The 25,845-nt window shown below is 63.6% G+C and carries 24 protein-coding genes; 18 read left to right on the forward strand and 6 right to left on the reverse strand.

Going from position 1 to position 25,845, the window contains the following annotated elements:
- The first annotated feature begins 7 nt into the window (after positions 1-7).
- The 4 genes from fliN to PCJ21_RS16130 are packed head-to-tail and all read left to right on the forward strand — an operon-like array spanning position 8 to position 3,000.
- Positions 8-406: a flagellar motor switch protein FliN gene (gene fliN, locus PCJ21_RS16115; protein WP_269932429.1), complete on the forward strand. Its 399-nt coding sequence runs from the start codon at positions 8-10 to the stop codon at positions 404-406.
- A gap of 42 nt (positions 407-448) precedes the next feature.
- Entirely contained in the window at positions 449-1,465 is a 1,017-nt protein-coding gene (locus PCJ21_RS16120) for a flagellar motor switch protein FliG (protein WP_269932430.1), read from the forward strand.
- A 21-nt stretch (positions 1,466-1,486) separates the two neighbouring features.
- Positions 1,487-2,560 carry a flagellar biosynthesis protein FlhB gene (gene flhB / locus PCJ21_RS16125; RefSeq protein ID WP_269932431.1) on the forward strand — a complete coding sequence of 358 codons (1,074 nt, stop codon included), beginning with the start codon at positions 1,487-1,489 and terminating at the stop codon, positions 2,558-2,560.
- Positions 2,557-3,000 (forward strand): hypothetical protein, encoded by a 444-nt coding sequence (locus PCJ21_RS16130; protein WP_269932432.1) that lies wholly within the window; start codon positions 2,557-2,559, stop codon positions 2,998-3,000. The genes flhB and PCJ21_RS16130 overlap by 4 nt, the downstream gene beginning before the upstream one ends.
- Here the strand turns inward: PCJ21_RS16130 and PCJ21_RS16135 are convergent, their stop codons facing one another.
- Both PCJ21_RS16135 and PCJ21_RS16140 read right to left on the reverse strand, forming a co-directional pair.
- Positions 3,001-3,735, reverse strand: coding sequence for a helix-turn-helix transcriptional regulator (locus PCJ21_RS16135; protein WP_269932433.1), 735 nt, complete (start codon positions 3,733-3,735; stop codon positions 3,001-3,003).
- The gene (locus PCJ21_RS16140) at positions 3,732-4,433 is read right to left on the reverse strand and encodes a helix-turn-helix transcriptional regulator (protein WP_269932434.1); all 702 of its coding nucleotides are present in this window, start codon (positions 4,431-4,433) and stop codon (positions 3,732-3,734) included. Before PCJ21_RS16140 ends, PCJ21_RS16135 begins: the two co-directional genes overlap by 4 nt.
- 409 nt (positions 4,434-4,842) lie before the next feature.
- On the opposite strand from PCJ21_RS16140, the gene PCJ21_RS16145 reads away from it, so the two are divergent.
- Positions 4,843-6,027, forward strand: coding sequence for a TMEM43 family protein (locus PCJ21_RS16145; RefSeq protein WP_269932435.1), 1,185 nt, complete (start codon positions 4,843-4,845; stop codon positions 6,025-6,027).
- Positions 6,028-6,031: 4 nt separating this feature from the next.
- Here the strand turns inward: PCJ21_RS16145 and PCJ21_RS16150 are convergent, their stop codons facing one another.
- Both PCJ21_RS16150 and PCJ21_RS16155 read right to left on the reverse strand, forming a co-directional pair.
- Positions 6,032-7,063 carry a histone deacetylase family protein gene (locus tag PCJ21_RS16150; protein WP_269932436.1) on the reverse strand — a complete coding sequence of 344 codons (1,032 nt, stop codon included), beginning with the start codon at positions 7,061-7,063 and terminating at the stop codon, positions 6,032-6,034.
- A complete protein-coding gene (locus PCJ21_RS16155) occupies positions 7,060-7,734 on the reverse strand; it encodes a TetR/AcrR family transcriptional regulator (protein ID WP_269932437.1) in 675 nt (224 codons plus the stop codon). The genes PCJ21_RS16150 and PCJ21_RS16155 overlap by 4 nt, the downstream gene beginning before the upstream one ends.
- Before the next feature lie 260 nt (positions 7,735-7,994).
- Here PCJ21_RS16155 and PCJ21_RS16160 point away from each other — a divergent pair, with 260 nt between their 5' ends.
- The 6 genes from PCJ21_RS16160 (at position 7,995) to PCJ21_RS16185 (ending at position 15,083) form a co-directional block, all read left to right on the forward strand.
- The gene (locus PCJ21_RS16160) at positions 7,995-9,674 is read left to right on the forward strand and encodes an amidohydrolase (protein WP_269932438.1); all 1,680 of its coding nucleotides are present in this window, start codon (positions 7,995-7,997) and stop codon (positions 9,672-9,674) included.
- A gap of 125 nt (positions 9,675-9,799) precedes the next feature.
- A complete protein-coding gene (locus PCJ21_RS16165) occupies positions 9,800-10,894 on the forward strand; it encodes an ABC transporter ATP-binding protein (RefSeq protein ID WP_269932439.1) in 1,095 nt (364 codons plus the stop codon).
- Positions 10,895-10,897: 3 nt separating this feature from the next.
- A complete protein-coding gene (locus PCJ21_RS16170) occupies positions 10,898-11,818 on the forward strand; it encodes an ABC transporter permease (RefSeq protein ID WP_269932440.1) in 921 nt (306 codons plus the stop codon).
- Entirely contained in the window at positions 11,811-12,611 is an 801-nt protein-coding gene (locus tag PCJ21_RS16175) for an ABC transporter permease (RefSeq protein ID WP_269932441.1), read from the forward strand. Before PCJ21_RS16170 ends, PCJ21_RS16175 begins: the two co-directional genes overlap by 8 nt.
- Positions 12,612-12,628: 17 nt before the next feature.
- Positions 12,629-13,663 carry an ABC transporter substrate-binding protein gene (locus PCJ21_RS16180; RefSeq protein ID WP_269932442.1) on the forward strand — a complete coding sequence of 345 codons (1,035 nt, stop codon included), beginning with the start codon at positions 12,629-12,631 and terminating at the stop codon, positions 13,661-13,663.
- Between the two features lie 241 nt (positions 13,664-13,904).
- Positions 13,905-15,083 carry a serine hydrolase domain-containing protein gene (locus tag PCJ21_RS16185; RefSeq protein ID WP_269932443.1) on the forward strand — a complete coding sequence of 393 codons (1,179 nt, stop codon included), beginning with the start codon at positions 13,905-13,907 and terminating at the stop codon, positions 15,081-15,083.
- A gap of 40 nt (positions 15,084-15,123) precedes the next feature.
- Here the strand turns inward: PCJ21_RS16185 and PCJ21_RS16190 are convergent, their stop codons facing one another.
- Positions 15,124-16,110, reverse strand: coding sequence for a LysR family transcriptional regulator (locus PCJ21_RS16190; protein ID WP_269932444.1), 987 nt, complete (start codon positions 16,108-16,110; stop codon positions 15,124-15,126).
- 287 nt (positions 16,111-16,397) lie between these two features.
- Here PCJ21_RS16190 and chvE point away from each other — a divergent pair, with 287 nt between their 5' ends.
- The 5 genes from chvE to PCJ21_RS16215 all read left to right on the forward strand — a co-directional run bounded on the left by chvE (position 16,398) and on the right by PCJ21_RS16215 (position 22,369).
- Complete coding sequence (gene chvE / locus PCJ21_RS16195; RefSeq protein ID WP_269932445.1) at positions 16,398-17,465, forward strand: multiple monosaccharide ABC transporter substrate-binding protein; 1,068 nt, start codon at positions 16,398-16,400, stop codon at positions 17,463-17,465.
- Between the two features lie 180 nt (positions 17,466-17,645).
- A complete protein-coding gene (gene mmsA / locus PCJ21_RS16200) occupies positions 17,646-19,187 on the forward strand; it encodes a multiple monosaccharide ABC transporter ATP-binding protein (protein WP_269932446.1) in 1,542 nt (513 codons plus the stop codon).
- Positions 19,184-20,440 carry a multiple monosaccharide ABC transporter permease gene (gene mmsB / locus PCJ21_RS16205; protein ID WP_269932447.1) on the forward strand — a complete coding sequence of 419 codons (1,257 nt, stop codon included), beginning with the start codon at positions 19,184-19,186 and terminating at the stop codon, positions 20,438-20,440. The genes mmsA and mmsB overlap by 4 nt, the downstream gene beginning before the upstream one ends.
- Before the next feature lie 159 nt (positions 20,441-20,599).
- A complete protein-coding gene (gene araD1, locus PCJ21_RS16210) occupies positions 20,600-21,595 on the forward strand; it encodes an AraD1 family protein (RefSeq protein ID WP_269932448.1) in 996 nt (331 codons plus the stop codon).
- A 9-nt stretch (positions 21,596-21,604) separates the two neighbouring features.
- The gene (locus PCJ21_RS16215; protein WP_269932449.1) at positions 21,605-22,369 is read left to right on the forward strand and encodes an SDR family NAD(P)-dependent oxidoreductase; all 765 of its coding nucleotides are present in this window, start codon (positions 21,605-21,607) and stop codon (positions 22,367-22,369) included.
- A gap of 3 nt (positions 22,370-22,372) precedes the next feature.
- Here the strand turns inward: PCJ21_RS16215 and PCJ21_RS16220 are convergent, their stop codons facing one another.
- Positions 22,373-23,392: an aldose epimerase family protein gene (locus PCJ21_RS16220; protein WP_269932450.1), complete on the reverse strand. Its 1,020-nt coding sequence runs from the start codon at positions 23,390-23,392 to the stop codon at positions 22,373-22,375.
- Positions 23,393-23,761: 369 nt separating this feature from the next.
- Between PCJ21_RS16220 and PCJ21_RS16225 the strand changes: the two genes are divergently transcribed.
- Positions 23,762-24,577, forward strand: a complete 816-nt coding sequence (locus tag PCJ21_RS16225) for a TIM barrel protein (protein WP_269932451.1) — start codon at positions 23,762-23,764, stop codon at positions 24,575-24,577.
- Between the two features lie 319 nt (positions 24,578-24,896).
- A complete protein-coding gene (locus tag PCJ21_RS16230) occupies positions 24,897-25,835 on the forward strand; it encodes a substrate-binding domain-containing protein (RefSeq protein ID WP_269932452.1) in 939 nt (312 codons plus the stop codon).
- Positions 25,836-25,845 lie beyond the last annotated feature (10 nt).

The following is a 25,845-nucleotide window of genomic DNA, read 5'->3' on the forward strand; positions in this document are numbered from 1 at the left end:
AGTACCGATGAGCAAGGCCCAGCCCAAAGCCGAGATCGAAAAGCCCGAAGCCGAAGTCGAGGACGATCAGCTCAACCGCGCCATCGAAGAACTTCGCGGCGTCCTGAGCGAAGAGGAGAAGCGTCCGGAGGCGATGCGCGCGGCCGCCGCCGCCGGCAACAGCGTCATCCTCGATATCCCGGTCGAGGTCCAGATCGTGCTCGGCAGCACCGAGATGCCGGTCTCCGACCTGATGACCCTGCAGAAGGGCTCGACTGTCGCGCTTGACCGCCGTATCGGTGAGCCGGTGGACGTCGTCGTCAACGGTCGCCGCATCGCGCGCGGCGAAATCACCGTGCTTGAAAACGATCCGTCGCGTTTCGGCATCCGCCTGACTGAAATCGTAGCGGCCGCCAAGAAGTCCTGAGGACCCCAACTTGCTTACCCATCGTTCTAGAAAGGCCTCCGCATGACCACGTCGCTGGCGTCGCTGACGCGGCCGCAGAAGGCCGCGGCCATTTTGGTGGCGATGGGCAAACCCTCGGCCAGCCGGCTGCTGAAGTTCTTCAAGCAGGAAGAGCTGAAGGCGCTGATCGAAGGCGCCCGATTGCTGCGGACCATTCCCCAGGCCGATCTTGAGCGCATCGTCGCGGAGTTCGAGGCCGAGTTCACCGAAGGCGCGGGCCTGCTCGATTCCGCCGACAAGATGGACACCATCCTCAACGAGTCGCTTACGCCCGAAGAAATGGACGCCCTGATGGGCAAGGGCGAGCCGGTGGTCAAGAAGGACGTCACGCCTCCGGTGTGGCCGCAACTCGAAAAACTCGACCCGGCGCAGATCGGCACGTTCCTCGTCAATGAACATCCGCAGACCGCAGCGATGATCCTGTCGAACCTGGCGCCGAACTACGCGGCAAGCGTGGTCCTGACCATGGACAAGCCGGTGCGCAGCGAGATCATCAAGCGCATGATGGAACTGTCGAAGGTTCCGGAGGCCGCAACCAGGATGGTCGAGAACCAGATCCGCGCGCATGTGCTTTCCGAAGGCGCCCAGAAAGACACATCGATCGGGCAGACGCGCGTGGCCAGCGTGCTCAACGAACTCGACAAGTCGCAGCTCGAGGAGGTGATGAGCGACCTCAGGGAGGTCGGCATGGCCGATCTTGACGCCATTCGCGCCCGGCTGTTTTCGTTCGACGACGTTCCCGCGATGTCGCAGAAGGCGCGCGTTGCGCTGTTCGACGGACTTTCGAGCGAACTCATCACGCTCGCCCTTCGCGGCACGCCGCTGCCGCTTGCCGAGGCCGTCCTCTCGTCGATTGGCGCGCGCACCCGCCGCATGATCGAATCCGAATTGAGCCAGGGGTCGGAAGGCATACTTCCGGCCGATATTCTGGGCGCGCGCAAGACCATTGCTTCGACCGCGCTCAGGATGTCCAGGGAGGGCCTGCTCGAGTTGCCATCGGCGCAGAACGCCGCAGCCTGACGTCGGGACGGTCGCTGAGCGATGTCGGAAGACAAAGACTCAAAAACAGAAGAAGCCACGGAGAAGAAGATCCGTGACACCATCGAGAAGGGCAAACTGCCGGTCTCGAAGGAAATCGCGATCTTCACCTCGTTCCTGGCCATCCTTGTCTATGCCGTCTTCTTCGCCGGCAATTCGATCGCCGAACTGGGCGTGTTCCTGTCCAATTTCCTGGAGAAACCGGAAGCTTGGCCGTTGGGCACCGAGCGTGACGTGATCGAGCTCTACCGCTCGGTGATGATCGAGATCGGCCGCGCGGTCGTCAGCCTGTTCCTGATGCTGGTCGTCGCCGGCATCGGAGCCTCCATTTTCCAGAACATGCCGCAATTTGTCGGCGAACGCATCCGCCCGCAGGCCTCTCGCATCTCGCTGATGGGGGGCTGGAAGCGCATGTTCGGGGCGCAGGGGTTCGCGGAGTTCCTGAAGTCGCTGGCCAAGCTCTGCTTCGTCGTCCTGGTGCTCGTCCTGGTGTTGTCGGACGCCCACCGCAGCCTGCTTGCCGGCATGATCACCAACCCGATCGCGTTTGGCGAGGTCATCCGCGGAGCAGCCGTCGACATCCTTGTTTCGATCGTCTTCGTCATGGCGGCGATCGCAGTCGCCGACCTTGTCTGGTCCCGGTTCCATTGGCGCCAGGAGCAGAGGATGACCAAGCAGGAGGTCAAGGACGAGCTCAAGCAGTCGGAAGGCGACCCGATCGTCAAGTCACGTCTGCGCTCGATCGCGCGCGACCGTGCGCGCCAGCGGATGATGACGGCGGTGCCGAAGGCGACGCTGGTGATCGCCAACCCGACCCATTTCGCCATCGCCCTGCGTTATGTGCGCGAGGAAAACGCAGCCCCCGTCGTGGTCGCCAAAGGCCAGGATCTGGTTGCGCTCAAGATCCGCGAAATCGCCGAGGCCAACTCGATTCCGGTGTTCGAGGACGTGGCGCTCGCCCGCTCCATGTACAAGCAAGTTTCGGTGGATAGTGTGATCCCACCTCAGTTCTATCAGGCGGTCGCCGAACTCGTACGCATCGTTTACGGAAATAAGGGTCAACGCAGGACATCATGAATCCTCAGCCACACGCCTCGTCCCGGGAAGTGATAGTAGCAACCGCCATACAGCCTGTGGTGCGGGAATTGCGTTTGGTCGACATTGCCGACTACATAGCTTTTATCCGTCTCGAGCATTTCGCCTGCCTGGCCGATCTGGTCGATTCAGCGGCCGAACTCTACTTCATGCCTGGCGCGTTGCGCCTGGGGCTGGGTGGCGAGGCGCATGTCTGCTGGACCGGAAATCCGCGGATCGTACTGGACCTGGAGCTTCGCCCGGAAGGCGCGGTGATCTATTTCCAGCTGTCATTGACCGACAGCAGCGCCTCGGTCGAGGTGCACTATGTTTCGTTCGAAAAGCCCCATGCCGAGCCGGAGAAGAACACCGAATATCTGGCAGCCGCCATCCAGCACGCGATGATCCGGCAGCCCGGAACACCCCAGGCCAAGGCCGCCTGACTAGTCGATCAAACCCATGCGCAGGGCCTTGGCCACCGCATGCATGCGGTTGACGGCATTGAGCTTCTGGGTGGTCTGGGTGAGGTACTGATTGGCGGTATGGACCGACAGCTTGAGAAGCTTGGCGATCTCTTCGCTGGTGTAGCCGCGCGAGGTCAGCTTCAGGCACTCGATTTCGCGGCGCGACATTTGCGGCAGGTTGCCGTCACCGGCCGCGCCGAGGCGGGAGACCACGTCGAAGAGCGCAAAACAACGACCGTGAAGGTCGTGCAGGGAGGCCGGATCGGGCGCCAGCTCGGCCCCGCCAAAGACAAAGATGCCGACCTGCCCGCGGTCGGTGTAGACGGGAAAGGCGATGCCGCGGCTCCCGGTTTCGGAGCTTGCCAGGCGGTTCGTCCAGGTGAGCATGGCAAAGCCGTCCTCATCGCCATCGACCCACCAGCAAGGCGCGGTCGAAAGGCGGGCATGGCGCACCAGCTGCTCACCAAGGCCACCGCTCAACAAGTGTGCTGTGGTTTGTGGGCCGCTTGGGAAATTGCTGTCGAACAGAGGGGTCAACTGATCGCCCTGGGTTGAGGCGCCGACCAGGCAAAGCGCGAAGTCGCGCGCGCCAAGATCGATGGCCATCCAGCGGCAGCGGCGGGCAGCGTCTTGAAGGCTCACCGCGATGCCGTGGGCGGCCGCTTGCGTGTCCTGCGCAATCGATCCGGATGGCTTTCGCTGGACGCTGGTCAAATGATGCCGCTCCTGATTGCGGTCGCAATCGCCATGGCGCGATTGGAGGCCGACAGTTTCTGGATCGCATGCGTGATGTAGCTGTTGACCGTGTTGGACGACACGCCGAGGATCAGGGCCACCTCGTCGGTGGTCTTGCCTTCGGACACCCAGAACAGGCATTCGCGCTCGCGATCCGACAGCGGGTCCTTGAGCGTCGCAGCGGCCAGGATGCCCTGCGCCTGCGAGAGGGCATAGCAGCACTCGAGCTGGGCACGCGGCATCACCGCCGGATCGATCTGCCCGGCTTCGGCGGCGGAAAACAGCGCGAACAGGCGCTGGCGACCGACATGCAGCCGCAAGGCGAAGATTTCAGCATGGCCGAGCACGTCGAGCAGGCGCGCTTCCTCGCCGCCGAGAAGCGCGGGTGCCTGGGAAGCGACCAGTCCCTGCGGACGCGCGCCGGGCGCGCTGGCAAACGGGCTCTGCGCCAGGCTTGCGATGAGGGCGTGACCGGCGATCTGGATCGCGTCGTAGATCCAGTTCGAGGCGATGATCTGAAGGCTGTCGCGATCCTGGTCCTGCGAGATGGCCACCAGCATGTAGCCGTCGGCGCAGATTTCGTCGGTCAGGCCCATGAAGAAAGCGGTGAGATCGCTGCGCGAAGTGAGCCTTGCTGCGACGGTGGACTGTTCGTTGCGGGCTGCCAGAGCGTTCATTGCGATGCTTGCCGGAATCCAGTTGAGGCCGGAAAAGGCTGGTGCCTCGACCGGGTCGAAAACGCTTTGACTTGGACGATAGGAACTCGACGCAGATGCCAGGGCATCCATCGGCCGAATCCGTGCTGGTCGCGCGAAGCCTGACGCGCTCTCCACCGAGAATATCCTCGGCATTTCAGAGAGTTGGTGGTTCGCCGCGCCCCCCGTGGACCGGCTGATTCGGGTTCAATCTAACCTCTCGCGAATCGCTCCGCAAACAGAATTGACAAAAAGTTAATTCAGAGTCCTTCGGCAGACTCAGGGCATGATCGGGGGCCTGCGCAAATGTGGGAAAAATGCGATGCGGGATCGCCATTGATCAGGTTGGGCAAACAGCTTAACGCTGCGGCATTTGCGCGGGAGATTTTCAATGAGCGACCAGTTTCAGGAAGTAACCTCCGTTTCGTGGTTCGGCCGGATCAAGCGGTCGGTGGGGGGCGTTCTGGTTGGGCTCATTGTGGTCGTGGCGATGGTTGTGGTGCTGTTCTGGAACGAGGGCAGGGCGGTGACAACCGCGCGCTCGCTAGCCGAGGGGGCGAGTGCGGTGGTTTCCGTGCCTGCCGATACCGTCGACCCCGCCAACGAAGGCAGGCTGATCCACGTCAGCGGCGCGGTCACCGCGTCTGTCGGGCTGGTCGATGAAGATTTCGGCGTTTCGGCGCATGGCGTGCGCCTGGTCCGCGAAGTCGAGATGTATCAATGGGTCGAAGACTCCAAATCGGAAACGACCACCAAGATGGGCGGCGGAGAGGAAACCGTCACCACCTACAGCTATTCCAAGGAATGGCGGGACCGGCCGATCAATTCGGCCGAGTTCAAGCAGCCATCCGGACATGAAAACCCGTCGATGGAGATAGACGGGCGGTCGTTTCAGATCCCCGAAGGCAAGCTCTCTGCATTCACGCTGGACCAGTCGGTGCTGGACATGATCGGCAATTCCGAGAAGTTCGCGATTACCTCCGCCCAGGCAGCCGACGTCGAGGCGGCCTATCAGGGCACCGGACGGTTGAGCGTGACCAATGGCGGGATATTCCTTGGCGCAAATCCGAGCGCTGCCGCTGTCGGCGACTACCGCATCAGCTACCTGCTCGTTCCCCTGGGAGACATCAGCATCGTCGGCAAGCAGGCCGGATCAGGCTTCACCGGCTACCAGACCGTTGCCGGCGACGAGTTGCTGATGGTTGATGCGGGCATGGTTCCGGCGGCCGAAATGTTTGCCGAGGCGGTCCGCGGCAACACCATCATCACCTGGGTCTTGCGCATCGTATGCCTGCTGCTGCTGGCGTTCGGTTTCAGCCTGTTGCTGGGGCCGTTCGGGGTGCTCGCCGATGTCATTCCATCAGTTGGATCGATCGTGCGCATGGGCACGGGGCTGGTCGCCTTCGCGCTGGCTCTGCTTGTCGGAAGCGTGACCATCGCCTTCGCCTGGTTCTGGTACCGGCCGGTTCTGGCGCTGGGAATCCTGGCTGCTGGGCTCGCGCTTTCATTCCTGCTGACCCGAATGGGCAAGCGCAAGGCGGCAGCCGCCGCACCCAGCGCGGGCGCGGCGGCCTGAAGGGTCAGCGACCCTCGAAGCCGGTGAGCACGCCGACGGCGTTGACGCCGATCTCGTCGACGGCGTAGCCGCCTTCCATGACGAACAGACTGGGCAGGCCGAGCCTGGCGATGCGAGCGCCGATCTTCGGGTAGTCGGCACTGGTCAGCTTGAAATGGCTGATCGGATCCTTCTCGAAGGTGTCGACGCCGAGCGAAACCACGACGACATCGGGTGCGTAGGCGGCGAGCTTCCGACAGGCGTCCTCGAGTGCCTCGCTCCATTTGTCGAAGGCGGTGCCGAAGGGCATCGGATAGTTGATGTTGAAGCCTTCGCCTTCTCCCGCACCGTGTTCGTCGGCGTGGCCGAGGAAAAACGGATACTCGGTCATCGGGTCGCCGTGCAGGTTGATGACCTGGACGTCGGCGCGCGAATAAAAGATCTCCTGCGTGCCGTTGCCATGATGGTAGTCGACGTCGAGGACGGCGACACGCCTGGCGCCCTGGTCGCGGAACCATTGGGCGGCGACCGCAGCGTTGTTGATGAAGCAGTAGCCGCCCATGAAGGCAGCACCGGCATGGTGGCCCGGCGGGCGGCAGAGCGCGAAGGCGGCGCGTTCGCCGGCCTTGACGATCCGGGCCGCGGTCAGCGCCACGTCATAGGACGATTTGATCGCCTCCCAGGTGCCCTTCACGAAGCTCGCGCCGCCGTCGAAGGAATAGTAGCCGAGCAGCGCCTCGATGGTCTGCGGGCGGACGTCGGAGCGCAGGCCGCGTGTCGGCCAGGCGAAGGGGATGGCCGAGCCGGTCTTGCCGGCGGCTTCCCATTGCGGCCAGACGGTCGGCAGGAAATCGATGTAGTCGGCCGTATGTACGCGCTTGGCGGCCGTGAGATCGTGGACCTCTGGCGCCAGGATATCCCCCAGCTTCTGATTTTCGATCCGTGCCTTGATGATCTCGGCACGCGAGGGTTTTTCGAAGCCGGGCACGATGGCGCCGGCGACAAGCTCCATCTGGCCACTGTGGCCGGCGTGAAGCGGCGAAAAGACTGTCTTCATGAAAATCCTTCCTGGTTCTGGTTGAGGTCGAGATAGGGATCGACGAGGGCGAGCCACATGGTCTTGGCGTCGTCCTGAATGAGATCGAAAGCCTGGCGGTCGCGCTTCAGCCCGACAAGGCGGCAGACGTGGCCGACTTCCATCATCACCACGCCGAGCCGGCTGGCGATGTCGTCCTCAAGGGCCGGGTTCACATGCTGCAGCCAGGCTGCATAGAGGGCGATGATCTGCTCGTCATATTCGTTCTGGATCGGCCGGAGGTCAGGATTTCCGGTGATCGCCTCGATGACCGGCATCAGGCTGGCGTTGTCGAGATAGAGCCTGGAGGTGTCTATGAAGAGCTTGTCTACCTCCCGCTGGAATTCGTCACGATTGGTCGGACGAGGCGCTGCGATGCGCCTTGCGATCACCTCGGGAAAGGCGCCTAGCCAGCGCCGGGCGAGGTCGAGCAGGATCGCTTCCTTGTTGGGGAAGTATTGATAGACAGAGCCGACGGACAGGCCGGCGCGCTGAGCTATGGCAAGGGTCGTCGGGGCCTTGGTTCCCTGTTCCCGCGTCAAGGTCAGGGCGGCATCGAGAATTCTCTCGACCACCTTGCTCGACCGATCCTGCCGCGGCTGCTTGCGCGGACTAAGCGCTGTCGTGGTCTTGCTGGTGAGACTGCGATTCACGGAATGAACTTCTCGCTCCCTGCTCGTCGCCAACATACACGAGAGGTGCCCTCCACAACGCCTCCGGAAAATCGCGCATATTGACAAACGCGAATAAACAGTCGCATTTTTTCTCTGCGCTGTCTTTAGGGAAACTAAGGCGAGTTCCGGAGGCGGCGGGCCGGCTTCAAGCTACCTCCCGATCATGTCCTTCCACATGGGAGGGTGACCTGCGGGAAGCGGTTCGGACGGTCTTGGTCAGTCAAAAGCGCGGAGTCGCGATGTCTGTCACGGAAATGGTTCGCAGTGCCGATCTGATCGTCATCAACGGCCGTGTGCTGACCATGGACGCGGCTCACCCCGACGCGGAAGCAGTGGCCATCAAGGACGGCCTGATTGCCGCGGTCGGCGACAACGCCACCATCGAAAGCTTGCGCGGCCCCGGAACAAAGGTGGTCGACGCACACGGAGGTTCGGTGGTTCCGGGCTTCATCGAAGCGCACATGCATCTGTTTTCCGGCGCTGCCGAGCTTGCGCACCTGCAACTCGCGGGCGTGCATGGCTTCGAGGCCCTGCGAAAGGCGGTGCAGGCCTACGCGGCGGCTCGTCCCAGCCAGCGCATGCTCGTCGCCCAGGGCGCCGATTACACAATCCTCGGCAGCGAGCGCGTAACGCGGCATCACCTCGATGCGATGCTGCCAGACCGGGCGTTCCTGATGGCTGCGCCCGACCATCACACTTACTGGGCCAACACGCGGGCGCTGGAAATGGCCGGCGTGTTGCACGGGCGCGAACTGACGCCCGGCAACGAGATCGTCATGGGCGCCGATGGCCTGGCCGAAGGCGAACTGCGCGAAAACGAGGCGTTCAACCCTGTGCTCAAGCTGGCGGGCGAGGGGCGTGTCCGGCTTGGCCTGTCGACTGGCGGCGAGCCAGACCCGATGCCCTCGGCAGAGGAACGCGCCGGCGATCGTGCCATCATGCGCCGTGGCCTCGACTGGTGCGCGCGCCACGGCATCACCTCGATCCAGAACATGGACGGCAACTACTACCAACTCGAACTCCTGTCGGAGATCGAGGCCGAGGGCGGGCTGATCTGCCGGGTGCAGGTGCCGTTCCACTACAAGAACTTCATGACAATCGACATGCTCGACAAGGCTTCAGCCATGGCCGAGCGCTACGACGGCGAGTGGTTGTCGTCCGGCCTGGTCAAGCTGTTCTACGACGGCGTGCTCGATTCCTGGACGGCCGTCATGATCGAGCCCTATGCCGACCGGCCGGACTGGGTCGGCGAGCCGCTGTTCTCGCCGGAGGAGTTCAAGCGACTGGCCGTCGAGATCGATCGGCGCGGCCTGCAGATCGCCGTGCATTCGATCGGCGACGGAGCGACGCGTGCCGTGCTTGACGGCTACGAGGCAGCGCAAGTGACCAATGGCAAACGCGACAGCCGCCACCGGGTGGAGCATGTCGAGCTGACGACCGAACGTGACATCAGGCGCTTTGTCGATCTCGGCGTGATCGCCTCGATGCAGCCGCCGCATCCGCCCGGCGCAATGAGCTTCCCGCTCGAGCCTACCGTGTCGCGCATCGGCCGCGAGCGCTGGGCCTATGCCTATCCGACGCGCAGCCTGATCGAGGCTGGCGCGCATGTCGTGTTCGCATCCGACTGGCCGGTGGCGCCGATCGACCCGATTGCGGGCATGCAGGCGGCGATGCTGCGCAAGCCCTGGGCAGACGACATGCCGGACCAGAGCGTTTCGCTGCACCAGGCGCTGTCGGGGTACACGCTTGAGGGTGCCTATGCCGAGTTCAAGGAGAACACGAAAGGCGCCATCAAGCCGGGCTATTTCGGCGATCTCGTGGTGTTGTCAGCCGATGTCGAGGCGACCGATCCGGTCGCCCTGCACGAGGTGCGGCCCGTGACAACCATTTGCGGAGGGCGGGTGACCTACCAGGCGTGAGCCGCATGGCAAGCGCCTGACGACATGACTGCGAGCCGTTGTTGCCAAGCCTGGTGGCATGTGGTGACAATCGAAACGGGGAAAAAAGTTCCACCGCAAAGGTGGACGAAACGATGGGGCGTTGCGTGCCGGAAACACCGGGTAGGAATGCGATCGAGGTTCGCGGGGTTCGCAAGGTATTCGGAACGGGAGAGGCGCAAGTCGCGGCGCTCGACACCGTCTCGGTTTCAATTAGGGAGAACGAGTTCTTCACGCTGCTCGGACCGTCCGGCTGCGGCAAGACCACGCTGCTCAGGCTGATCGCCGGTTTCGACTTCCCCTCGGAAGGCGAGATCATGCTCTACGGGCAGGACATCGCGCCGCTGCCGCCATTCAAGCGGCCGGTCAATACGGTGTTCCAGTCCTATGCGCTGTTTCCGCATATGACGGTGGCGCAGAACATCGCGTTCGGCCTGGAGATGCTGGGCAAGCCGCGCGCCGACATCGACGACCGGGTCAACGAGATGCTCAGGCTCGTGCGTATGGAAAAGCTCGCCCAGCGCCGCACCAGCCAGATTTCGGGCGGCCAGCAGCAGCGCGTGGCGCTCGCCCGCGCGCTGGCGCCGCAGCCCAAGGTGCTGCTGCTCGATGAGCCGCTGTCGGCGCTCGACTACAAGCTGCGCAAGGAAATGCAGATCGAGCTCAAGCGCCTGCAGCATGAGACAGGCATCACCTTCATCTTCGTCACCCACGACCAGGAAGAAGCGCTGACCATGTCCGATCGCATCGCGGTGATGTCGTCGGGCAAGATCCTGCAGGTCGGAACGCCGCGCGACATCTATGATCGGCCAGCCGAGCGTTTTGTCGCCGATTTCATCGGCGAGACCAATTTCCTCGACGCCAGGATCGACAGCCTGGACGGCGGCAAGGCGACGGTGACGCTCAAGTCAGGCGCAACGATCGCCGCGACGGTCGCCGAAGGCTTCAAGCCCGACGGCGAGGCCACAGTCGTGATCCGGCCGGAGCATGCCAAGGCCGTCAAAGGCTCCGGCGACATATCCGGCATCGTCGAGAACGTCGTCTATTTCGGCACCGACACGCATGTTCACATCCGGCTCGACGACAATGAGCTGTTCACCGTGCGCCAGCAGAACACGCGCGGCGGCGGCTTGAGTTTCGAACGCGGCGAGCGCGTCGGTGTCGTCATCGGCGACAACGCGGCCCAGATACTCAAGGATTGAGCCATGGCGACCGCAGCCGAAATCGAACGGCAGGCCGAAGCGCGCGACGTCCGAAACCGCTGGTTCCTGTCTGCTCCGGCACTGATCATCATCTTCCTGGCCGCATCCGGCCCGTTGCTGATCGTGCTGGTCTATTCGTTCCTGACGCCGGGTCCTTACGGAGACGTGGTCTGGAAGTTCTCGACCGAAGGCTGGGTCTCGGTCTTCCTGGAGCGGGACATCTTCGATGACACGCTGTCTTTCGCCAGCGCCCACCTGACCATCTTCTGGCGCTCGCTGAAGCTCGCCATCATGGCCACCGTGCTGACGCTGATCTTCGGTTTTCCGACGGCCTATTTCATCGCCACGCGGTCCGAGCGGACGCGCGACATCTGGCTGTTCTTGATCACCATTCCGTTCTGGACGAACCTGCTCATCCGCACTTTTGCGGTGCTGCAGGTGATCCGCAACGAAGGCATCCTCAACACCGGCCTGATCAGGCTTGGCATCATCGATCAGCCGATCCAGATGCTCTACACCGACTTCGCCATCATGGTCGGCATGACCTATGTCTACCTGCCGCTGATGGTTCTGCCGCTCTATGCCAGCATGGAAAAGCTCGACTTCCGGCTCGTCGAGGCCGGCTACGACCTCTACGCCTCGCGCTGGCAGGTGCTGCGCCGGATCATCTTCCCGCTGGTCCGGCCCGGCGTCATCGCCGGCTCGATCCTGGTGTTCATTCCGGCCATCGGCGCCTATGTCACGCCAAGCGTGCTGGGCGGTGGCAAGAACCTGATGTTCGCCAACCTGATCGAGCTGCAGTTCGGGCAAGGCCGCAACTGGCCGCTCGGTGCCGCACTTTCGATCACGGTGATGGCGATCGTCATGGTGGCGCTGCTGGTCTATGTCCGCAACACCTCCAGCTCGGAGGTGCGTCATGGCTAAGCGGTTCTCGATCCGGCAGCAGACCGGTTTCACCACGATCGCCGCGGCTTGCTTCGTGCTGCTCTACGTGCCGATTGCGGTGCTGGTGGCCTACGCTTTCAACGAGTCGACCTCGGTCTCGGAATGGGGCGGCTTTTCACTGCGCTGGTTTGCGGCCGCCTGGAACAACGACCAGGTGATCGAAGCGTCGCTGCGGTCGCTAAGGATCGCTTCGTCGGCGGCGATCATCGCGACCGGGGCCGCGACGATGGCCGCGCTGGCGACGACGAGGACGCGGCCGTTCCGCGGCCTGACGTTCCAGTACGCCTTCATCAACCAGCCGCTGATGGTGCCGGAGATCGTCACCGGCGTGGCGCTGCTGATCTTCTTCGCGCAGATCAAGATCGCCACCGGCTATTCCGGTCTCGGCTACCTGATTGCGGCGCACACGGCGTTCTGCATCCCCTTCGCCTATCTGCCGATCCGGGCGCGGCTCGAAAACATGGACCTGACGCTGGAGCGGGCGGCGGCCGATCTCTACGCCACGCCGTGGAAGGCGTTCCGGCGGGTCACGCTGCCGCTGTTGTGGCCGGGCATCATCGCCGGCCTGATGCTGGCCTTCGTCATCTCGCTCGACGACGTGGTCATCACCGAATTCGTCAAGTCGGGCGGACAGGACACCTTGCCGACCTACATGCTGGGCCAGATCCGCCGCGGCATCACGCCGGAGGTCAACGCGATATCGACCGTATTCCTGCTCTTGTCGGTCGTCATCGTCACGCTGTTCTTCTTCATGAGCAGGAAACGGGATTAATCAACGGGAGTGCAATGATGAACCTGAAATCCATGTCGACGGCCGTTGGCCTGGCGTTGCTGGCCTCGACCAGCCTCGCCTCGGCGGAAGGCGCGCTGAACATCTACAACTGGGGCAACTACATCAGCCCCGACATGATCAAGAAGTTCGAGAAGCAGTTTGACGTCAAGGTGACGGTCACCGACTACGACTCGAACGACACCGCGCTCGCCAAGGTGCGCCAGGGCGGCCACGGCTTCGACGTAGCCATGCCGTCGCAGACCTACATTCCGATCTGGATCCAGGAAGGCCTTCTGCTCGAAACCCGTCCCGACCAGATGGAGAACTTCAAGAACGTCATGCCGGAATGGAAGGACCCTGCGTTCGACCAGGGTCGCCACTACAGCGTGCCATGGGCGCTGGGTACGGTTGGCGTCGGCGTCAACACCGACGTCTACAAGGGCGACATCAACACCTGGAAGATCGTCTTCGACACGCCGGAAGAGCTGAAGGGCAAGGTCAACGTCGTTCCGGAAATGAACGACGTCATGCATGCGGCGCTGAAATATGTCGGCGCGCCGCAATGCTCGGGCGACAAGGAAGTGCTGAAGAAGGTTCGCGACGTGCTCGTCGCTGCCAAGCCGAACTGGATCGCCATGGAATACAACACCATCGAAAAGATGGGCGCCGGCGACTTCAAGGCGACCAGCGACTGGAACGGCTCGGTGCTGCGCCAGCGCCTGGCTAATCCGGCGATCCACTACGGCTATCCGGTTGAAGGCTTCCAGTTCTGGAGCGACAATGTGGTCGTGCTCAAGGACGCGAAAAACGTCGAGAACGCCAAGCTGTTCCAGAACTTCATGATGGACCCGGAAAACGCGGCCATGAACTCGGCTTTCCACCGCTACGCCAACGGCATTTCCGGTTCGGAGAAGTTCATGCCGGCCGACATGACGTCGGCGCCTGAAGTGGTCGTGCCGGAAGAGTTCAAGAAGAACGGCGAGATCCTGGAGACCTGCGCGCCGGAAGTGCAGCAGCTCTACACCAAGATCTGGACCGAACTCCAGAAGTAAGCTCCTGCGGGGCCGGCGCCTGGCGGCGGCCCCGCTTCCACCGCCATGTCTTCATACCGCAACAGCGATGCACTGCCGCCGATCATGCAGGGGTGCCGCCCGGGCTGCGAATGGTGACCGTGAAACTGTCGACCTGGCCGGACTTCATCTCGGTTCCCTATTCGGCGGCGACCCTGAAAGCCATCCACGCGATCGCGGCGGCGTTAGCCTGAAACTCCCAAATCAACAGCAAGGACAGGTCATGACTTCACCCACTGCCTTCGAGGGCACCTTCGGCTTTGCCCGAAAGGATGTGGCGCTTGGCAACTGGCGCGAGCGGCCGTTCAACAGCTGGTCCTTCCAGAACGTGTCGGAGCTGGTGCCGAGCGCACGGATCGCGGCGCGCGAAGGCAACCTCGAGGCAGCAGCCGTCGACATGGGCGGGCTGCTTGGCGAGACGGTCGCCATCAACGGGACCGGCGAAACGGTAGCTGGCTTCCTGCAGCGCTCGTCGACGGATGCGATTTCGGTGATGAAGGGCGGCCGGTTCATCGGCGACTGGTTTGCGCCGACGATGAAGTCCGATGCGCGTCACATCGTCTTTTCCATTTCGAAGTCGCTGACGGCAATCCTCGCAGGGGCGCTGGAAGGCGAGGGCAAGCTTGATCCCAATGCGCCGGTGACGGACTACGTGCCCGAGGCGGCCGGTTCGGTCTATGGCAACGCCAGGGTGCGGCATGTGCTCGACATGACTGTCAGCCTCGACTTCGAGGAGGCTTACCTCGATCCCGAAAGCGCCTTTGCCCGCTACCGTCGGGCGACGCTGTGGAATCCCGGCGGCGGGTCGGAATCGCTTGCCGAATTCATTGTCTCGCTGGGGCAGCTGGGCGAGCCGCACGGGCAGACCTTCCGCTATCGTTCGCCCAACTCCGACCTGCTCGGCATCATCGTCGAGCGCGCCGCCGGCCAGCGCTACGCTCAGTTGATGTCGGAAAAGCTGTGGCGTCCGCTCGGCGCCAAGGGCGACGGCTTCGTCACCGTCGACAGGCAAGGCACGGCGCGGGCTGCCGGCGGCGTGTCGGTTGCGGTGCGCGATCTCGCCCGCGTCGGCGAGATGATGCGGCAGGGCGGCACCGCCGATGGCGACCGCATCGTGCCGCAGGCGTGGGTCGACGATACCGTCAATGGCGGCGATGCCGCGGCCTGGCAGCGCGGCACGATGACCAATCTGTTCGCGCAGGGGCGCTATCGCAACAAGTGGTACCAGAGCGCCAACAAGAGCGGCGCCTACTGCGGCATAGGCATCCACGGCCAGTGGATCTATGTCGATCCGAAAGCCGAGGTCGTGATCGCCAAGATGTCGTCGCAGCGCTTGCCGGTGGACGACCCGCTCGACCTCGACAACGTCGCCTTCTTCGAAGCGCTCTGCGAGAGGGTGTAGCGCCCGCAAGCGCTCGTAGGGAGGTTGCGCCGAAGCGCCTTCAGGCGATCTCCCTCAGCATATGGTCGTGCAGCAGCTGTGCCGTCGGAGATAGCGTGCGGCCGCGCGCGGTGATCAGGCTGTAGGGCTGGACGTTGATCTCGAAGGCGATCGGCAGGATCTCGATCGCGCCGGCCAAGCCGTTCTCGCTGTTGACGAAATTGGCGACGTCAGTGGCGATGGGCGCGATCGCGTCCGACTGCGCCACCATGACGAGTGTCAGCAACAGAGACGTCGTGTTGAGAATACGGTCGGGCATGCGCACGTTGCGGCTCACGAAGATGCCTTGCACGGTCTGGCGCAGCAACGAACCGCCGGGCTGGAACACCCAGTCGAACTCCGCCAGCTGTTCGAGATCGACGGTCCCGCTGCCGGCCAGGGGGTGGCCACGCCGCACGATCAGGCAGGCCTTCTCGATGCCGATGATGCGGCTGTCGAACAGGCGTGGATCGAGGTCGTCGGGCACGCGGGCAATGATGAAGTCGTGGCGCGAGGCCAGCAGCTCGCGCGCCAGCACCGCGCTGGTCTCCACCTGTACGCTGATCTCGACGCGGGGATAGCGCTCGCGGATCTTGCGGATCGCCGGCACCGCCAGTTCGATGGCCGGCGCGGTCACGGCACCCATCGTCACCGAACCTCCCTTGCCGGACTTGAGGTCCGATATCTCGCGGTCGACCTGCTGCATCTCCAGCAGGATGGAACGGCCGCGGCGGGCAAGGGCCGCACCATAGGTCGTCAGCTTGATGCCGCGCGGCAGGCGTTCGCAAAGCTGCACCCCAAGGATGCCCTCGATCTCGGAGATCATGCGCGAGGCTGCCGGCTGCGACATGTTCATGACCTGGGCGGCGGCGCTGATCTGGCCATGATCCTCGAGCGCCACGACCATGCGCATGTGCCGGAGCTTGAGGCCGCCGCGCAGCAGCGTTTCACTTTCGCTCAGCCGGACATGCGTGCCTGTCGCCCTGACGTCGATTGGTATGTCGACCATGGACCTACGCCTCCCAAGCCTGTCCTGCCGCGCCATAAGTGACATATCGGAAATGATATGAGAACTGCCGAAAATTGCATTTGACTGTTATGGCTTCCTCCGCGAGGTTGTTGGCGTCGCGGGTTCGATGCAAGCCAGAAAGGTTTGTCCATCGAGCGGAGGAAACGCAGGGCTCGCGGCCTTTTTGGGAGGAAGTCACGCAATTCTGGCTTTGCCGCGCCGTTCATGGCGGGGCCACGCGCGAGCGAATGCCTTTGCGCGCCGGCACTTCACAAGGGAGAGAGAAGGTGAAGATCATCAAGACGTTCGTCGCCGCACTTGCGGTGAGCCTTGCAGCCATGTCCTACCAGGCGCATGCCCAGGACAAGGGCGCCGTCGGCATCGCCATGCCAACCAAGTCCTCGCTGCGCTGGATCAGCGACGGCAATGAGCTGAAGGCGGCTCTGGAAGCCAAGGGCTACACTGTCGACCTGCAGTATGCGGAAGACGATATCCCCAACCAGCTGGCCCAGATCGAAAACATGGTCACCAAGGGCGCCAAGGCGCTGGTGGTCGCCTCGATTGACGGCACGACCCTGAGCGATGTCCTGCAGAAGGCACATGACAGCGGCGCGACCGTGATCGCCTATGACCGCCTCATCCGCCAGAGCCCGAATGTCGACTACTACACCACCTTCGACAACTTCAAGGTTGGCGTGCAGCAGGCAGACTCGCTGCTCAAGGGCCTTGGCTATCCTGAAAAGCCGGGACCGTTCAACATCGAGCTGTTCGGCGGTTCGCCCGACGACAACAATGCCTTCTTCTTCTACGACGGCGCAATGTCGGTGCTGCAGCCGCTGATCGACAAGGGCGTCCTTGTCGTGAAATCCGGCCAGATGGGCATGGAAAAGGTCGGCACGCTGCGCTGGGATGCGGCGGTGGCGCAGGCGCGCATGGACAACATCCTGTCGGCCAACTATTCCGACGGCACCCGCGTCGATGCGGTGCTCGCACCCTATGACGGCCTGTCGCGCGGCATCATCTCGTCGCTGCGCGGCGTCGGCTACGGTTCGGCCGAACAGCCATGGCCGATCATTTCGGGCCAGGACGCCGAAGTGCCCTCGGTCAAGGCGATCATCGCCGGCGAGCAGTATTCGACGGTGTTCAAGGACACCCGCGAACTGGCCAAGGTGACCGCCAACCTGGTCGACACCGCTCTCACCGGTGGCAAGCCGGAGATCAACGACGAAAAGACCTACAACAACGGCGTCAAGGTGGTTCCGTCCTACCTGCTGGAGCCGGTGTCGGTCGACAAGTCGAACTACGAGGACATCGTGGTGAAGTCCGGCTACATCAAGGCTGAAGACCTGAAGTAGGCGAAACGCCTCTCCGCTCCGACCCTTCCTCCGAACGACGCCAAGTGCGTCCAGCGCGCCGCCCGAAAGGCCGGCGCCAGGGGAAGGGGCGGGCGGGGGCGGGGCGTTTTCTTCTCTCCAGAAGTGCGGCAGACTGCTTGACGCGTCGGTTGCCCTCACCTTGCCGGATCGAGTGATCGGATGACGGATAAGACAATCCTCGAGATGCGCGACATCACCAAGACGTTTCCGGGCGTCAAGGCGCTGTCGAACGTCAACCTGAATGTCAGGGAAGGTGAGATCCATGCCATCGTCGGCGAAAACGGCGCAGGCAAGTCGACCCTGATGAAGGTGCTTTCGGGCGTCTATCCGGTCGGCACCTACGATGGCGAAATCCGCTACGACGGCAATGAGTGCCGCTTCGCCGGCATCCACGACAGCGAGCGCGTCGGCATCGTCATCATTCACCAGGAGCTGGCCCTGGTGCCGCTGCTGTCGATCGCCGAAAATATCTTCCTCGGCAACGAGCAGGCACGTTTCGGCATCATCGACTGGAACCTCGCGCGCAAGCGAGCCTCCGAACTGCTCAGGAAAGTCGGCCTGCGCGAGAACCCTGACACGCTGATCACCAATATCGGCACCGGCAAGCAGCAGCTCGTCGAAATCGCCAAGGCGCTGGCCAAGGAGGTCAAGCTCCTGATCCTCGACGAGCCGACCGCCAGCCTGTCGGAAAAGGACAGCGCGGCCCTGCTCGACCTGTTGCTCGAGTTCAAGCGCCAGGGCATGACCTCGATCCTGATTTCGCACAAGCTCAACGAGATCAAGAAGGTCGCCGATCGCGTCACCGTCATCCGCGACGGCCAGACCATCGAGACGATGGACAAGGCCGATGTCAGCGAAGACCGCATCATCACCTCGATGGTCGGCCGCACGATGGACGACCGCTATCCTTCGCGCACGCCCAGTGTCGGCGAGACCATCTTCGAGGTGAAGAACTGGTCGGTGCACCATCCGCTGCACCCCGAGCGCCAGGTCATCAAGGGCATCAACCTCAAGGTCGGCAAGGGCGAGGTTGTCGGTATCGCCGGGCTCATGGGCGCAGGCCGGACGGAATTTGCCATGAGCGTGTTCGGCAGGACCTATGGCACCAACATCAGCGGCGAGGTGTGGCTGCACGGCAAGAAGACCGATACGTCGACCGTGCGCAAGGCGGTGGCGAGCGGGCTCGCTTACGCCACCGAGGACCGCAAGGTCTACGGGCTCAACCTGATCGACCACATCAAGCACAATGTGAGCATCGCCAACCTGCCCGGCGTGTCGTCGCGGTCCGGCGTCATCGACGACATGAAGGAGCTCAATGTCGCCAATGAGTACCGCCGCAAGACCAACATCCGCTCCTCATCCGTCTATCAGGTCGCGGGCAATCTCTCCGGCGGCAACCAGCAGAAGGTCGTGCTGTCGAAGTGGCTGTTCGCCAATCCGGACGTGCTGATCCTGGACGAGCCGACCCGCGGCATCGACGTCGGCGCCAAGTACGAGATCTATACCATCATCAACCGGCTCGCGGACGAAGGCAGGGGCATCCTCGTCATCTCCTCCGAGATGCCGGAACTGCTCGGCATCTGCGACCGGATCTATGTCCTGAGCGAAGGCCGCATCGTGGGCGAGCTCGCCGGTCACGAGGCGAACCAGGAAAAGATCATGCGGGCGATCGTGCGCGGCGAAGAGAGGGGAGCATCATGAGCACCGAAACCGCCGGAACCAGCACGGACGCCGCCAAGGCATCGGCGCGCGACGCGCTGAAGGAGAACCTGCGCCAGTACGGCCTCGTGCTCACCCTCATCGCCATCATGGCGTTTTTCGGGGTGATGACCAATGGCGTGCTGTTCCTGCCGGTCAACCTGACCAACGTGGTGCTGCAGAATTCCTACATCGTGGTGATGGCGCTGGGCATGCTGCTGGTCATCGTTGCCGGCCATATCGACCTGTCGGTCGGCTCGGTCGCCGGCTTTGTCGGCGCGGTGGCCGCGGTCCTGATGGTCGATGTCGGACTCAATCCCCTGCTCGCGGCGATCTGCTGCATTGCGGTGGGAGCGGTCATCGGCGGCGCCCAGGGCTACTTCATCGCCTATATGAAGATCCCGTCCTTCATCGTCACCCTGGCTGGCATGCTGGTGTTTAAGGGCCTCTTGTTGTGGCTGCTCGGCGGCCGTTCGGTCGGTCCGTTCCCGGCCGAATTCCAGTTGCTCAGCGCTGGTTTCATCCCCGACGTCGTCGGCCGCTGGGTCATCGTCGCGCCGCAGCTCAATGCGGCAGGCGCCGCCATTCCCAACACCGGACTGTCGCTGCACACCACGACCTTGCTGATCGGCATCCTGAGCGTGGCGGCCATGCTCTATTTCGCCCTGAGAAGCCGCTGGAACCGCGAAAGCCACGGCTATGAGGCAGAGCCGTTCGCCCTGTTTGCAGTCAAGAACCTGATGATCGGCGCGATCATCCTGTTCTTGATGTTCAAGTTCGCCTCCTACAAGGGCCTGCCAAACGTGCTGATCGTGATGGGCGTCCTGGTGGCACTGTTCGTCTTCATCACCAAGCGGACGACGCTCGGCCGACGCATCTACGCGATGGGCGGCAACGAGAAGGCGGCCAAGCTTTCCGGCATCCAGACCGAGCGGCTGACCTTCCTGATCTTCGTCATCATGGGCATGCTGGCGGCGCTGGCTGGACTGATCTACGCCGCTCGGCTCAACCAGGCGACGCCCAAGGCTGGCGCCGGCATGGAGCTCGACGTCATTGCGGCGGTGTTCGTCGGCGGCGCGTCCGCGATGGGCGGCGTCGGCGAGGTGGCGGGTGCCGTGATCGGCGCCTTCATCATGGGCGTGATGAACAACGGCATGGGCTTGATGGGCATCAACATCGACTGGCAGCAGGTCATCAAGGGCCTGGTGCTGCTCGGGGCGGTGGCCTTCGATCTCTACAACAAGAAGAAGTCATAGGTCGCGGGGAGCGCGGCCGACTGCGGGCCGGGAGGACGGCGCGCATTCACCACGACGAGAAGCTGGACGTGCGGCGACATATGGGCGTCGCGCTGCGAGGAAGGTTTTCGCCGACTGGCGCTGACGTGGCGGCCGCGGCGAGACGAAAGGAGTGCCAAGATGCTGATGTCCCAGATTGTCTCTGCCGACGGCAAGGGCCGAGTTGCGGTGCGCGAGGGCGAGGTGGCGCGGCTGGTCAACGACGCCAAGTCGATCTACGCGCTGGCGCTTGAGGCGGTGCGTGCCGGGACCTCGCTTGCCACTGTCGTCGCCGACCGCGGCCTTGGCGACGCGATAGACCTTGTCGCAGCGCACAGGTCCGGACAGTTGCTTTCGCCGGTCCGCCATCCCGATCCGGCGCATCTGCACCTCACCGGCACGGGGCTTACGCATCTCGGTTCGGCCGCGACACGCGATGCCATGCACAAGAAGCTTGACGCCGAAGGCGAACAGCAACTGACCGACTCGATGAAGATGTTCCGCATGGGGCTCGAGGGCGGCAAGCCTGGGCGCGGGCAGGCGGGCGTGCAGCCGGAATGGTTCTACAAGGGCAACGGCAACATGGTCGTCGATCCCGGCAAGCCGCTGGTGTCGCCGCATTTCGCGCTCGACGCCGGCGAGGAGCCGGAGATTGCAGGCGTCTATCTCGTCGGTGACGACGGCACGCCCTACCGCATCGGCTTTGCGCTGGCGAACGAGTTTTCCGACCACGTGACAGAACGCATCAACTATCTCTATCTCGCCCATTCGAAGCTGCGCAACGCCTCATTCGGCCCGGAAATCCTTGTCGGCGAACTGCCTGCCGATGTCAGGGGAACCTCGCGCATCACCCGTGCCGGCAAGACGGTCTGGGAAAAGCCGTTCCTGTCGGGCGAGGCCAACATGTCCCATACCATCGCCAATCTCGAACACCACCATTTCAAGTATGGCGTGTTCCGGCAGCCCGGCGACGTCCATGTGCACATGTTCGGCACGGCAACACTATCATTCGGCGACGGTGTGAAGGCCGAGCCGGGCGACGTGTTCGAGATCGAAGCGGCAAATTTCGGCCTGCCTCTGCGGAACCCGCTCAAGCTGGCGCGGGCCACCGCGCCTGTCGCGGTCAGGGCACTGTAGGAGGGACACATGACTGGATTGGGCATCTATCCGAGCCTGGCCGGCATGCCGGTCCTCGTCTCCGGCGGCGCCAGCGGCATCGGCGAAGCACTGGTCAGGGCCTTCGCAGGGCAGGGCGCGAAAGTCGGTTTCGTCGACCTCGCCCAGGCCGAAGGCGATGCGCTCGCCGGCGAGCTTGCGGCTGCCGGGCATGCGGTTGCGTTCCGGGCCTGCGACATCACCGATATCGAAGCGTACCGCAGGGCCATTGCAGAGATCGAAACAGCGCATGGGGCGACGCTGGCGCTCGTCAACAATGCCGCCAACGACATGCGCCACGATTGGCGCGATGTCACGCCGGAGTATTTCGACAGCCGCGTGGCGGTGAACTTGCGCCACAGCTTCTTCGCCACCCAGGCAGTGGGTCCGGGCATGATCGCGGCAGGCCGGGGCTCGATCGTCAATCTCGGCTCGATCGGCTGGATGAAGGCCTCGGGCGGCTATCCTGTCTATGCGTCGTCGAAAGCTGCGGTCCACGGCATGACGCGATCATTCGCCCGCGACCTTGGCAAGTACGGCATCCGCGTCAACACGCTGGTGCCCGGCTGGGTGATGACGAAGCGCCAGCTCGACCTCTGGGTCGACGATGCCGCGAACGCCGCGATCGACAAGGCGCAATGCCTGTCCGAACGGATCATGCCCGACGACATCGCGCGCATGGCGCTGTTTCTCGCCGCCGACGATTCCAGGATGTGCACGGCGCAGAATTTCGTCGTCGACGGCGGCTGGGTGTAGCGCCTACTCGACCATCGAGAAGCGATATTCGGTGACCTGCGAGTAGATCTCGTCGGGCCGCAGAACTGCGCCCGGAAAATGCGGGTGGTGGATGGCGTCGGGGAAGCGCTGAGGCTCGAGGCAAAGCGCGCCATGGCGCGCGGGTGCGATGCCGCCGCGCAAGGGCGGGGCAACCGGCAGGAAGGCACCGTCATAGAATTGCAGTCCGGGCTCGGTCGTCCAGAGGTCGAGCCGGATGCCGGACAGCGGGCCCTCGAGCCGCGCGGCATGCCATGGCTCCGGTGCCGGCTGCATGGCGAGCACCCAGTTGTGGTCATAGGGGCTGTGCGCATCATCCGCCGCGTTGCGGACCGGGCGAAGCTCGCGAAAATCGAACGGCGTGCCGTCGACGGCAGGCACCTTGCCGGTCGGGATGTTGTGCTCGTCGACCGGCGTGTAGGCCTCGGCGGCGATCTTGAGACGGTGGTCGAGGATGGAACCGCCGCCGTCGAGGTTGAAATAGGCATGGGCGGCGAGGTTGACCAGTGTCGGGGCATCGGCGCGGGCGCCGAGCGCGATGCGGAGGCGGCCTTGGTCGAGAGCATAGCGGCAGGTGGCAATGACCTTGCCGGGGTAACCCTGGTCGCCGTCCTGCGAGATCAGTGCCAGCAGGACCGAACTGTCGCCGGCGTCGACGACGAGCCAGTTGCGGCGGAAGAACCCGTCGCTGCCGCCATGGAGATGCGTGCGGCCGGCTTCGTTGAGGTCGAGCTGGAATGTCTGCCCGTCGAGCTCGAAGCTGCCGCCGGCGATGCGGTTGGCGCAGCGCCCGGCGATGGCGCCGAAATAGCCGCCATGGCTGAGATAGCCGTCGAGATCGTCGAAGCCGAGGATGACCGAGCGCGGGCCGTCAGGCGTGGCGACGACGAGATCGGCAAGTGTCGCGCCGAAGGTGAGGACCCTGGCCTCGATGCCCTCGGCGGCGATGTCGATCGCCTGCACCACCGTGCCGTCGGGCATTCGACCGAATTCGCTGATCGGCATTGTCGTTCGCTCCGCGCGGCCCTCTCGCCCCGCGCAGAGTCCCGCAAACCGCCACGATTCTCAAGCGGCTTTTGCCAAGCCCCTTTGCGCACCGGAATGGAACCGCAGCGCGGCCAGGTGTCAGGCGGCGAGCCAGGCTCTCGAGCTTGACCGAGGGGGTGGCCAGCGCTCCGTGTTCATGGGCGCTGCGCCAGGCCTCCAGGCGGGCGCAATCGCCGGCGGCGATCATGTCAGGATCGGCGGTGCGAAGACACGCAGGTGCCATTGCTGAGCACCAGGGAATGACAGATTCCAGATTGACTATTCCGGGCTGCGAGTGGATTGGAACGGAAATATCGATGCTAGTCGCCCGCGGAGGAGAAATTCGGCATGACCAGCAAGCTCACATTCGCGCTGAACCATATGGTGGCTCCCGGGCTGAAGCCTGCGGCGTTCTTTGCGCTCTGCCGGCAGCTCGGTCTGAGCGATGTTGAAATCCGCAACGATCTCGCCGGCAACGCCATCATCGACGGTACGCCGGCCGCCGCCATCAAGGCGCAGGCTGCGGAAAATGGAATATCCATTGCAAGCATCAACGCGTTGCAGCGCTTCAACGCATGGAACGCCGTGCGCGAGGCTGAGGCGATCGAGCTTGCCAATTATGCCCGCGACGTGGGTGCGAAGGCCCTGGTGCTGGTGCCGGTCAATGACGGCACCGGGCAGGCCGATGCTGAGCGCCAGCGCAATCTCAGGACGGCGCTGACGGCGCTCAGGGCAATCCTCGGCGACTGCGGCGTGCGCGGCCTGGTCGAGCCGCTCGGCTTCGAGATCTGCTCGCTGCGCTCCAAGCGCGAGGCGGCCGAGGCCATCGAAGATATCGGCGGCGCGGCCACGTTCCGCCTGGTGCACGACACGTTCCACCACCATCTCGCTGGCGAACCTGACATCTTCCCCGGCATGACCGGGCTGGTGCATATTTCGGGCGTCGACGATCCCACTGTTGCGGTACCCGACATGCGCGACCCGCACCGCGTGCTGGTCGACGCGGCCGACTGCCTCGACAATGTCGGCCAGATCCGGGCGCTGGTCGCGGGCGGCTACCAGGGGCTGCTGTCGTTCGAGCCGTTCTCGCCTGTCGTCCAGAAGCTGACCGACCCGCGCAAGTCGCTTGTAGAGAGCATCGCGTTCGTCCGCGACCGTGTCTGAGGCGGCAGGCGCCCTGCCGTCGTGCCAAGCCGCTCCACGCCGTCCGGCCGCAACCAGGCGGCGCGTTGATATCCACCCAAAGATTGATCCATGGCGATGGAATGTCTCTTGACGTTCGCCCGAAATATGGAATAAACATTTCATAAATAAAAGGCACGGCCCGAACATTCTGAATTTGGACCGGCATCGGGAAACGGGTGGCGTATCTTGCATCGCGGAGGAGCGATGGCGTCCCTCGTAGAGACGGGCCCGCGGCGCGACCGGCGGGCTTCCGGCACATCGGGGTGCAGCCGGGCACCATTGTTGGAGGAGAGTGAACATGAGGAAATTCCTGCTCGGCGTTGCCATGACCGCGCTGATGTCCGGCACTGCGTTTGCCGGCGACATCGGCGTCAGCATGGCCAATTCGGACACCTTCCTGACCGTCCTGCGCAAGGGTATCGAGAAGTCGGCGGCCGACGCCAGCCAGCCGGTTGTCATCGAAATCGCCGATGACGACGTCAACAAGCAGCTCAGCCAGGTCCAGAACTTCATCGCCGCCAAGGTCGACGCCATTATCGTCAACCCTGTCGATACCTCGGCCACCGCGCCGATGACCAAGCTCGCCACCGATGCCGGTATTCCGATCGTCTACGTCAACCGCGAACCGATCGACGTTGGTGCGCTGGGCGCCAAGGGTGCCTTCGTCGGCTCGAACGAAGTCGATTCCGGCACGCTGGAGACCAAGGAAGTCTGCCGCATCCTCAAGGAAGCCGGCAAGACCGAAGCCGGCATCCTGATCATGGTCGGCGACCTTGCCAACCAGGCCGCCGTGATGCGCACCAAGGACATTCATGACGTCAACGCCGGCAGCGAATGCGGCGTCAAGCTGAATGTCATCGATGAACAGACCGCCGGCTGGGATCCGGTCAAGGCCCAGGACCTGATGACCAACTGGATCGCTGCTGGCCACAAGCCGGACGCCGTCATCTCCAACAACGACAACATGGCCATCGGCGCCATCAACGCCATGAAGGCGGCCGGTTGGGACATGAAGGACGTGATCGTCGCCGGTGTTGACGCCACCCAGGAGGCGCTCGCCTACATGAAGGCCGGGGACCTCGACGTGACCGTGTTCCAGAACGCTGCGGCACAGGGCGGCGGTGCAGTCGACACGGCCATGAAGCTCGCCAAGGGCGAAGCCGTGACGTCGCCTGTGTGGGTGCCGTTCGAGCTGGTGACCCCGGCGAACATGGACCAGTACACGACCAAGAACTGATATGATCTGA

This window comes from Aminobacter sp. HY435, assembly GCF_027568395.1.
In the GTDB taxonomy this organism is placed as follows: Bacteria; Pseudomonadota; Alphaproteobacteria; order Rhizobiales; family Rhizobiaceae; genus Aminobacter.